The organism is Cellulomonas rhizosphaerae (assembly GCF_003470205.1).
Classification (GTDB): domain Bacteria; phylum Actinomycetota; class Actinomycetes; order Actinomycetales; family Cellulomonadaceae; genus Cellulomonas; species Cellulomonas rhizosphaerae.
Genome location: NZ_QWKP01000111.1, coordinates 1 through 10337 on the forward strand (window position 1 = coordinate 1; position 10337 = coordinate 10337).

Below are 10337 nucleotides of genomic sequence, written 5' to 3' on the forward strand. Positions count from 1 at the left end.
ACCCACGCGATGCGGCCGTCCTCGGCGACGAGCGCGGCGTCGAGCAGCGGGCCGTCGAACCGCTCGTCGTGCGTGACGAGCTCGCCGATGCCTGTGACCAGGTGCGACGTCATCGGGCCTCCTCCCAGGCGGCGCGGATCGCCGTGCCCAGCATCGCGCCCACGTCGCCCAGGACGTGCCGCCCGGCATCGACACGCACGGCGCCGTTGACGACGACGGTGTCGACGTCGGCGCTGCCCGCGACGAGCACGATCTGGCCGGGGTCGGCTCCGGCGGTCCGGGGTGTGTCGGTGCGGATGGCGACGAGGTCCGCGGGAGAACCGACCGCGAGGCGGCCGCCCGTCGGGTCGCCGAGGCTCGTGTGGCCGCCGGTCGTCAGCAGCGTGACGAGCTCGGACGGGCTCAGCACACCGCGCGTCTCGCCCGCCAGGCGCTCGTGCAGCTCGACCGACGCCGCCTCGGCGAGCAGGTCGATGCGCACGTGCTGGTCGCTGCCGATCGACAGCCGCGCACCCGCGGCGTGCAGCGCTGCGCCAGGCGCGATCCCGTCGCCGAGGTCCTGCTCGGTCGACGGGCACAGGCACACGCCGGTGCGGGTGGAGCCGAGCGTTGCGACGTCCTCGGGCGTGAGGTGGACGGCGTGGATCGCGGTCGTCGCCCGGCCGAGCGCGCCGGCGTCGGCCAGGACGCGGGTCGGTGTCGCGCCGAACGTCGCGAGTGCCTGCTCGTTCTCGAGGCGCTGCTCGGACAGGTGCACGTGCAGGGGGCGGTCGGTCGCGTGGGCCGCGATGCGCGGGAGGTCGTCGAGCGGGACCGCGCGCACGGAGTGGATCGCGGCGCCGACCGTGAGTGTCTCGTCGGCGCGGATCGCGGCGACGCGGGCGGCCCACGCGTCGGCATCGGCGTCCCCGAACCGCAGCTGCGCGCCCTGCAGGGGCGCGTCGATCCCGCCGGTCAGGTACGCGGTGTCGAGCAGCGTGATCCGCAGACCGGCCTCGCGGGCGGCGGTGCGCAGCGCCTCGGCCATGACGTTCGGGTCGTCGTACGGCGTGCCGCCAGGCGCGTGGTGCAGGTAGTGGAACTCCCCCACCGCCGTGACCCCCGCGAGCACCATCTCCGCGTAGGTCGCGCGCGCGAGGTCGAGGTACGCGTCGGGCGTGAGGGTCGCCGCGAGCGCGTACATCCGCTCGCGCCAGGTCCAGAACGTGCCGCCGTCGTCGTGCGTCCGGCCGCGCAGCGCGCGGTGGAAGGCGTGCGAGTGCGCGTTGGCGAAGCCGGGCAGGACGACGCCCGGCAGACGATGGTCGCCGGGCTCGGGCTGGGCGCCGGGGGTGACCGACGCGAACCGACCCGACGCGACCGTGAGCCGGACGTCGGCGGCGAGGCCGTCCGGCAGCCACGCTTGCGCGGCCCAGTAGGTGGTCACGCGAGCAGCCGTTCCAGCGTGGCCGCGAGCGCGTCGACGCCCGCGAGGCAGTCGGCCTCGTCGGCGTCCTCGGCCGGGGCGTGCGAGATGCCGGACGGGTTGCGGACGAAGAGCATCGCCGTCGGGATGCCCGCCGCCGCGAGGATGCCGGCGTCGTGGCCCGCGCCCGTGCTCAGGCGCGGCGAGCCGCCGAGCGCGTCGACGACGGTGTCCGCGAGATCGGCGTCGAGCACCGTGACCGGCGTCCACGACTCCTGCGCAGGCGCGTACCCGGCCAGGGCCGCGAGCACCGCGTGCACGGCGGACTCGGACTCGGCCCGGACGTCCAGCCACGCCGTGACCTGCGACGGGATCGCGTTGACGCCGTTCGGGTCGACGCGCAGCTTGCCGACCGTCGCGAGCGCGCCGGCCTCGGCCGCCGCGTTGCGGACGTGCGCGATGAACGCCGCGAGGTCGAGCATCGGGTCGCGGCGGTCGGCGAGCGGGGTGGTGCCGGCATGGTTCGCCTCGCCGCGCAGCTCGACCCGCCAGCGGCCGTGCGGCCAGATCATCCGTCCGACGCCCACGGCGTTGCCGCTGTGCACCAGCCCGCGGCCCTGCTCGACGTGCAGCTCGACGAACGACGCGATCCGCCGCAGCGCCCCGTCGTCCGGACCGAGGTCCTCGGGATCCCGTCCGGCCGCGCGCAGGGCGTCGGCCATCGAGACCCCGTCTGCGTCCCGCAGCCCCCGGGCGCGGTCCGCGTCGAGCACGCCCGTGATCAGCCGGGACCCGGCGCACGCGACGCCGAAGCGCGCGCCCTCCTCGTCGACGAAGTTCGCGATGCCGAGCGGTCGCGTGGGCGTGACGCCGCGCTCGCGCAGGGCATCGAGCGCGAGAAACGCGCTGACCACCCCGAGCGGCCCGTCGAACGCGCCACCGCCGGGCACCGAGTCGAGGTGGCTGCCGGTGACGATGCCGGGAGTCTCGTCGGGATCGCCCCACCACGCCCACTGGTTGCCCGCACGGTCGGTGACCAGGTCCAGGCCGCGCGACGAGGCCTCCCCCGCGAACCACTCGCGCAGCGTGTGGTCCTCCGCGGTCCACGCGAACCGGCGGTAGCCGCCGTCGTCGGCCCGGCCCACCGGGGCGAGGTCGGCCCAGGTGCTGGCGAAGCTCACGACTCGCTCATCGGGATGCGCAGGCCGTGGGCCGCCGCGACCTCGTCGGCCCGCGGGTACCCGGCGTCGACGTGGCGCAGGACGCCCATTCCCGGGTCGTTCGACAGCACGCGCGCGAGCTTGAGCGCGGCCAGGTCGGTGCCGTCGGCGACCGAGACCTGCCCGGCGTGGATCGAGCGGCCCATCCCGACGCCGCCGCCGTGGTGGATCGACACCCAGGTCGCGCCCGACGAGGCGGCGACGAGAGCGTTGAGCAGCGGCCAGTCGGCGATCGCGTCGGACCCGTCGGCCATGCCCTCGGTCTCGCGGTAGGGCGAGGCCACGGAGCCGGCGTCGAGGTGGTCGCGGCCGATGACGAGCGGCGCGGACACGGCGCCCGACGCGACGAGCTCGTTGAACTTCAGCCCCGCGACGTCCCGCTCGCCGTGCCCCAGCCAGCAGATGCGCGCGGGCAGCCCCTGGAACGCGACCCGGTCCTGCGCCGCGCGGATCCAGCGGTGCAGGTGGTCGTTGTCCGGGAAGAGGTCGAGCACGGCCTGGTCGGTCACCGCGATGTCACGCGGGTCGCCGGAGAGGGCGGCCCACCGGAAGGGACCGCGGCCCTCGGCGAACAGCGGCCGGATGTAGGCGGGCACGAAGCCGGGGAAGTCGAACGCGCGGTCGTAGCCGCCCTGGCGGGCCTCGTCGCGGATCGAGTTGCCGTAGTCGAAGACCTCGGCGCCCGCGTCCTGGAAGCCGACCATCGCCTCGACGTGGCGCGCCATCGACTCGCGCGCGCGGTCGGTGAACTCCTCGGGCTTGGCCGCGGCGTAGTCCGCCCAGTCCGCCACGTCGACCCCCACGGGCAGGTAGGACAGCGGGTCGTGCGCGGAGGTCTGGTCGGTGACGACGTCGACCTCGACGCCACGCCGCAGCAGCTCCGGGAGCACCTCGGCGGAGTTGCCGACGACGCCGACGGACAACGCCTGCCGGGCTTGCTTCGCGGCGGTGACCAGCCCGATCGCCTCGTCCAGGCTGCCCGCGACGCGATCCAGGTAGCGCTCGCGCACCCGCCGGTGCAGGCGGTCGCCGTCCACGTCGACGATGAGGCACGCGCCGCCGTTGAGCGTCACGGCGAGCGGCTGCGCGCCGCCCATCCCGCCGCACCCGCCGGTCACGGTCAGGGTCCCGGCCAGCGTCCCGCCGAACTTGCTCGCGGCGACCGCGGCCAGCGTCTCGTAGGTGCCCTGCAGGATCCCCTGGGTGCCGATGTAGATCCACGACCCGGCCGTCATCTGCCCGTACATCGTCAGGCCGAGCTGCTCGAGCCGGCGGAATTCGGGCCACGTCGCCCAGTCGCCGACGAGGTTCGAGTTGGCGATCAGCACGCGCGGCGCCCACTCGTGCGTCTGGAGCACGCCGACCGGCTTGCCCGACTGGACCAGCAGCGTCTCGTCGTCGCCGAGCGTGGTGAGCGTGCGGACGATCGCGTCGTAGGCGTCCCACGACCGCGCGGCCTTGCCCGTGCCGCCGTAGACGACCAGGTCGTCGGGGCGCTCGGCGACCTCGGCGTCGAGGTTGTTCATGAGCATCCGCAGCGGCGCCTCGGTCTGCCAGCTGCGCGCGGTCAGGGTGGTGCCGCGCGGGGCGCGGACGGGGCGGGGACCGGTCACTGGGCTGCTCCATTCAGGACGTGGGCCACCGAGCCGTCGCGGACGGCGTCGGCGGCGGTCTCGAGGTCGGGCGAGAGATACGTGTCGGGTCCGGGCCCGGGGATGCCGCGCTCTCGGAGCAGGTCGCGGACGGCGCCGGTGACCGGGGACGGCGCCAGCGGCGCGCGCAGGTCGATGGCGCGGGCGGCGGTGAGGACCTCGATGCCGAGCACGCGGGTCAGCGCGTCGATCGATCGCCGCAGCTTGCGGGCGGCGTGCCAGCCCATCGAAACGTGGTCCTCCTGCATGGCCGACGACGGGATCGAGTCGACGCTCGCCGGGACGGCCAGCCGCTTGAGCTCCGAGACGAGCCCGGCGGCGGTGTACTGCGCGATCATCAGGCCGGAGTCGACGCCCGGGTCGTGCGCGAGGAACGGGGGCAGGCCGTGGTTGCGCGCGACGTCGAGGAACCGGTCGGTGCGCCGCTCGGACATGCTCGCGACGTCGGCCACGGCGATCGCGAGGAAGTCGAGCACGTAGGCGACGGGGGCGCCGTGGAAGTTGCCGTTGGACTCGACGCGGCCGTCCGGGGTGATGACGGGGTTGTCGACGGCCGAGGCCAGCTCACGCTCGGCGACCGCTCGCGCGTGGGCGATGGTGTCGCGGGCTGCGCCGTGGACCTGTGGTGCGCAGCGCAGCGAGTAGGCGTCCTGCACACGGGTGCACTCGGGCGTCTTGTGGCTCGCCATGATCCCCGAGGCGTGCAGCACCGCCCGGATGTTCGCCGCGGAGACCGACTGGCCGGGGTGCGGCCGCAGCCCCTGCAGGTCGGCCGCGAACACGGCGTCGGTCCCGAGCAGCGACTCGACGGACATCCCGGCGGCGACGTCCGCGCTGGTCAGGAGCGTGTCGAGGTCGTGGAGCGCGAGCGCGAGCATGCCGAGCATGCCGTCCGTGCCGTTGATGAGCGCGAGCCCCTCCTTCTCGGTGAGGGTCACGGGCGTCAGCCCCGCCTCGGCCGGGCTCATCAGATCGCCCGCGGCGTCGCGGACCTCCCCCTCGCCCATGAGCGCGAGCGCGCAGTGCGCCAGCGGGGCCAGGTCGCCCGAGCAGCCGAGGGAGCCGTACTCGCGGACCACGGGCGTGACGCCGGCATCGATCATCGCGGCGTAGGCGGTCGCGACCTCGGCGCGGACGCCGGTGCGTCCGGTGGCGAGCGTGGACAGCCGCAGCAGCATGAGCGCGCGGACGACCTCCCGCTCGACCTCCGGGCCGGTGCTCGCCGCGTGCGAGCGGACCAGGCTGCGCTGCAGGTCGCGCCGCCGCTCGGCGGGGATCGACACGGTGGCCAGCGCGCCGAAGCCGGTGGAGATGCCGTAGTGCGGCTGGGTGTCGGCGGCGAGGCGGTCGACGACGTCGCGTCCCGCGGCGATCGCCTCGAGGGCCTCGTCGGACAGCCTCACTCCAGCGTCGTGCCGCGCGACCGCGACGACCCCGTCGATCGTGACGGGCCCGGTGCCGACGACGACGGCCGCCAACTGTGTCGTGATGCTCATGGCTTCATGACACCGCTCGGCCGGGCCCGATCGAAGACCTCGCCGCGCGATACTGTCTGGCATCCCAGACATCGTCGGAGGTGCGCCGTGAGCTCAGTCCCCGCTGCCGACGCGACCCTGCGCCTCCTGCGCCACCTGTCCCGCACGGGTCCCCTGCCCGCGGCCTCGCTGGCCACCGCACTCGACCTGCCCCGCTCGACGACCTACCACCTGCTGACCGTCCTGACCGAGCACGGCTTCGTCGTCCACCTGCCCGAGGAGCGCCGCTACGCGCTCGGCCTCGCGGCGTTCGAGCTCGGCTCCGCCTACTCCCGCCAGGCCCCGCTCGCCCGCGCCGCGCGCCCGGTCCTCGCCCGGCTCGTCGACCAGGTCGGCGAGAGCGCACACCTCGCGGTCCTGCACGGCCGCGACGTCCTCTACGTCGTCGAGGAGCGCGCCGCCGGCCGTCCGGTGCTGGTCACCGACGTCGGCGTCCGCCTCCCGGCCCACCTCACCGCGAGCGGCCGCGCGATCCTCGCCGACCTGCCGTCCGCGCAGGTCCGGGCCCTGTTCCCTAACCGCGAGGCGTTCGTCGACCGCACGGGCGTCGGCCCGCAGCGACTCTCCGCCCTGCGCACGATCCTCACCGAGGTCCGCCGCGACGGCTGGGCCCAGGAGCACGGCGACGTGACCCCCGGCTTCGCGTCGGTCGCGGTCGCCGTCCGCGACCGCACCGGCCACCCGCTCGCCGGCCTCGCGGTGACGTTCGCCCAGGGCCAGGACCCCGAGGCATTCCTTCGCGCCATCCGCGGAGCAGCCACAGAGCTGGCCCGAAGGGTCTAGTTTCTTCGTGTCCGCTTCGCGATCTGGGGGTTTCCACGTGTCGTACGTCGTCGACTTCACCGAGGTGTCCACGGTCGGGCTCGAGTCCTCGCCCGTGGCCGACGCCCTCGCCGGCCTGCGCGCCAACGAGGCGCGCTACTTCAAGAACAAGTACGACCACGTGTTCACGACCTCGCCCGCGAGCGAGGCCAGGGAGACGGTCGACTGGGTGCACGAGGTCCTCGCGTCCGAGCGCGACATCGTCATCGCCTCTCCCCCGCTCGAGGCGACCGAGTTCGTGGTCGACGGGCACCGCTGGGCATACGTGTTCTACGACTCCGGGCTGTCGATCAACGTCCTGTACGCGCTCGAGGCCGGCGGCAAGCGCGCGGTCGGGTTCAAGCTGTCAGACGGCATGGACGTGCCCGACGAGCTCTCCGGGTTCAAGTTCGCGCGGCAGAAGTCGAAGCTCGCGGGGACGATCCGCGGCTCGTACTTCGTGATCAAGGGCGAGCACTAGGGTCTGCCCGTCCTCGGCCCGACGTCGCCCTGGAGGCTTCAGAGGTGGCGTCGCGAGGCGTAGCCAACTCAGCCTCTTTCCACTCCGGGGCGGATTGAGGTGGCGCGAGCTCGACGCCTGCAAGACCGGAGACGGCGTGGAACTCGTTCTTGAGATCCGCCATCAGGTCAGCGGCCTCGACCGCGACTTTGGGGTCGTTCAGGGGGTCGTCGATCCCCAGTCCGAGCACCAGGCCGCCCTCTTCGGTCACGGTCACGATCGCTTCATAGTGCGACTTCGCCCGCAGGTAGATAGAGAACGCGTTGATCGAGTCAGCGTCGCGCCTGAGGTCGGCGAGCGCGTCGTCGTCACCGGGCGCTGGGCGTTCGTCGACAACGACACGCACGAGCGCGTCAAAGCGTGGGTCGCCCGGGTTGCCGGTGTCAACGTAGCGGTCAATGAACGTGGCGAGCGCAGACGCGCGGTCATTGGCCTGGATCCAGACATAGACGTCGACGCATGGCGGCACAGCCAAACGGTATTGGTTCCGTCCGATTGATGTCGCAAGGACGCTCCGCCGCGCGGAACGTCGTTTGCGACATCCTTGCTTTGCCGCGACACGTCAATCCGCCTGAGGAAACGGTGCGGCGTCTGACGAGACGGACGCCGCACCGTTCCCGATCAAGCTGTCAGGGACGGACAGTGAACGACTTCGTCAGCGTCGCCGCCGACGAGTCCCCGCCGAACACCTGGATCTCCCCCGGCTCCACCACGAACTTCCCGCGGTTGTCGTAGAACCCGAAGTCGCTCTTGTCGAGCGTGAACGTCACGGTCTTAGAGGCGCCGGGCTCAAGAGAGACCCGCTCGAACCCGCGCAGCCGGCGCACCGGCTGGGACAGGCTCGCGACGGGGTCGTGGATGTACACCTGCGCGACGTCGTCGCCGGCACGGTCGCCGGTGTTCTTGACGACCATCGAGACGGTGACCTGCCCGTTGCGGCCGATGCTCGACCGGCTCAGGTCCAGCTTCGAGACCTCGAACGTCGTGTAGCTGAGGCCGTAGCCGAACTCGAAGAGCGGCGCGCAGGTGTCCTGGTCGCGGTAGCGCGCGTTCCACTTGAACGTCGCGTCGCACGGACGACCCGACGGCTCGTGGTTGTAGTAGGTCGGCACCGTGCCCACGCCCCGCGGGAACGTCACGGGGAGCTTGCCGCCCGGGTTGACCTTGCCATAGAGCACGTCGGCGACGGCGTTGCCGCCCTCGGTGCCCGGGAACCAGGCCTCGAGGATCGCCGCCGGCTTGTCGACGACGCCCGTCAGGTCCAGCGGGCGGCCGTTGAACAGCACCACGACCACGGGCTTGCCGGTGGCGGCGACCGCGTTGAGCAGCTCCTCCTGGTGGCCCGGGAGGTCGAGCTGGCTGCGGGCGTTGGACTCGCCGCTCATGAAGCCGCTCTCGCCGAGGGCGAGCACGACCTGGTCGGCGTCGTTCGCGGCGGCCACGGCATCCTGGATATCAGTGCCGTCGACGCCGGGGCCGGCGCACACCTCGTCGTCCGCGGTGATCGGCGGGGTGGCGTTGTTGGGCGGGTCGAAGTTGTGCGCGAGGTTGCACGCCGCGGTGTAGGTCACCGTGCCCGTGCTGCCCGCCTTGAGGCCGTCGAACAGGGTGACGAACTTCGGGGCGAGCTCGTCGGCGCCGCGTCCCGACCACGGGCCGAGCATCTCGTCGACCGTCTGGCCGAACGGGCCGATCAGGGCCGTCGACTTGCTGGGGTCGAGCGGCAGCGCCTCGCCCCCATTCTTGAGCAGCACCATCGACCGCGCGGCGGCCCAGCGGCTCTTGGCGAGGTCGGCGGGCTTGCCGTAGCTCGCGGCGCTGCTGGCTGCAGCGACGTCGACGTACGGGTGCTCGAACAGCCCGGCGCGGAACTTGACGCGCAGGATCCGCTTCACCGCGTCGTTGAGGCGGGAGATCGAGATCTTCCCGTCGGCCAGCAGCTGCTTCCCGTAGTCGCGCAGGTAGGTGCTGACCATCTCCGAGTCGGTACCGGCCATCAGCGCCGCGGCGCCGGCGTCCGGGCCGGCAGCGGCGATGCCGTGACCGCACGGGCCCTCGTCGGGCTTGACCGGCGGGCAGGCCCGCAGCTCGGCGACGGCCGTGTAGTCGCTCTCGATGAAGCCGTCGAAGCCCCACTCCTTCTTGAGGATGTCGGTCTCGGTGTACTTGTTCGCGCAGCCGGGAACGCCGTTGAGCGAGTTGAACGAGCACATCACCGTGTCCGCGCCGGCGTCGATGGCGGCCTTGAAGGGCGGCAGGTAGAGGTTGCGGAGCCGGGACTCGGAGATGTCGGTCGTGTTGTAGTCGCGGCCGCCCTCGGGCTGCCCGTACCCGACGTAGTGCTTCACGCTCGCGACGACCTTGTCGGGAGCGCTGTAGTCGTTGCCCTGCGTGCCCTTGACGCGGGCGGCGGCGAACACCGAGCCGAGGTACGGGTCCTCACCGGCACCCTCGACGATGCGGCCCCAGCGGGGCTCGTGCGAGACGTCGACCATCGGGCTGTAGACCTGCTTGAGGCCCTGGAGGGCGGACTCCTTCGCGCCGACGGCGGCGTCGGCCCGCGCGACCGCGGGGTCGAAGGAGCTCGCGGCGCCGAGCGGCACCGGGAAGATCGTGCGGTAGCCGTGGATCGTGTCGTACGCGAACAGGATGGGGATGTGCAGCCGCGACTGCTCGACCGCGATGTGCTGGAAGTGGTTGATCTGTGCGGCGTCGACCAGGCTGAACACCGATCCGACGCCGGCTTTGGCGTCGGCGTCGGTGATCTGCCCGTCGGAGAGGAGCTGGACCTGCTGCAGCTTCTCCTTCGTCGTCATCCGGGCGAGCAGGTTGTTGACCTTCTGCTCGATCGATCTGGCGGCAGGTAGTCGCGTCGGGGCCAGCGCCTGGTCGTCGCTGGTCATGCCGGCCGCCAGGGCGCTGCCTCCCGCCGCGAACACGAGTGCGAACGCCGTTCCGACCGCGGCCGCTCGTCGTCCGATCCTTGCCATAGAACACCTCCGAGATGGACTCGCTGAAACCCGGACCGGTTACCTCCTTCCGCGCATCGCGTTGAGCACGACGTCGAAGACGTGCGTGTTGTCTTGGACGCGTGCGAGCTCCCCAGCACCCGGGCCCTGCGCCGTCACGGGCGTGGCGCCGCCGGTGTGCGCGCCGGTGGTCCAGTCGATGGTGAACTGCAGGTCGCTGCCGGCGATGTCGAAC

8 protein-coding genes are annotated in these 10337 nt (G+C 72.6%); 2 read left to right on the top strand and 6 right to left on the bottom strand.

Annotated elements, in window-relative coordinates:
• Positions 1 to 109 precede the first annotated feature (109 nt).
• From D1825_RS02670 to hutH, 4 genes are read right to left on the bottom strand one after another with little or no spacing between them, the layout of a single operon-like run.
• A complete protein-coding gene (locus tag D1825_RS02670; protein ID WP_118765939.1) occupies positions 110 to 1426 on the bottom strand; it encodes a formimidoylglutamate deiminase in 1317 nt (438 codons plus the stop codon).
• On the bottom strand, positions 1423 to 2586 hold the full coding sequence (locus tag D1825_RS02675; protein WP_118765940.1) for an allantoate amidohydrolase: 1164 nt from the start codon (positions 2584 to 2586) through the stop codon (positions 1423 to 1425). Before D1825_RS02675 ends, D1825_RS02670 begins: the two co-directional genes overlap by 4 nt.
• Positions 2583 to 4238, bottom strand: a complete 1656-nt coding sequence (gene hutU / locus D1825_RS02680) for a urocanate hydratase (RefSeq protein ID WP_118765941.1) — start codon at positions 4236 to 4238, stop codon at positions 2583 to 2585. Before hutU ends, D1825_RS02675 begins: the two co-directional genes overlap by 4 nt.
• Positions 4235 to 5773, bottom strand: coding sequence for a histidine ammonia-lyase (gene hutH, locus D1825_RS02685; protein ID WP_118765942.1), 1539 nt, complete (start codon positions 5771 to 5773; stop codon positions 4235 to 4237). Before hutH ends, hutU begins: the two co-directional genes overlap by 4 nt.
• Before the next feature lie 87 nt (positions 5774 to 5860).
• Between hutH and D1825_RS02690 the strand changes: the two genes are divergently transcribed.
• Together D1825_RS02690 and D1825_RS02695 are read left to right on the top strand one after the other, a co-directional pair.
• Positions 5861 to 6595 (top strand): IclR family transcriptional regulator, encoded by a 735-nt coding sequence (locus D1825_RS02690; RefSeq protein ID WP_118765943.1) that lies wholly within the window; start codon positions 5861 to 5863, stop codon positions 6593 to 6595.
• 37 nt (positions 6596 to 6632) lie between these two features.
• On the top strand, positions 6633 to 7094 hold the full coding sequence (locus D1825_RS02695) for a phage tail protein (protein ID WP_118765944.1): 462 nt from the start codon (positions 6633 to 6635) through the stop codon (positions 7092 to 7094).
• On the opposite strand, the gene D1825_RS02700 is transcribed toward D1825_RS02695, so the two are convergent.
• Complete coding sequence (locus tag D1825_RS02700; protein WP_118765945.1) at positions 7078 to 7602, bottom strand: hypothetical protein; 525 nt, start codon at positions 7600 to 7602, stop codon at positions 7078 to 7080. The genes D1825_RS02695 and D1825_RS02700 overlap by 17 nt on opposite strands.
• A 160-nt stretch (positions 7603 to 7762) precedes the next feature.
• On the bottom strand, positions 7763 to 10123 hold the full coding sequence (gene bglX, locus D1825_RS02705) for a beta-glucosidase BglX (protein ID WP_118765946.1): 2361 nt from the start codon (positions 10121 to 10123) through the stop codon (positions 7763 to 7765).
• Positions 10124 to 10337 lie beyond the last annotated feature (214 nt).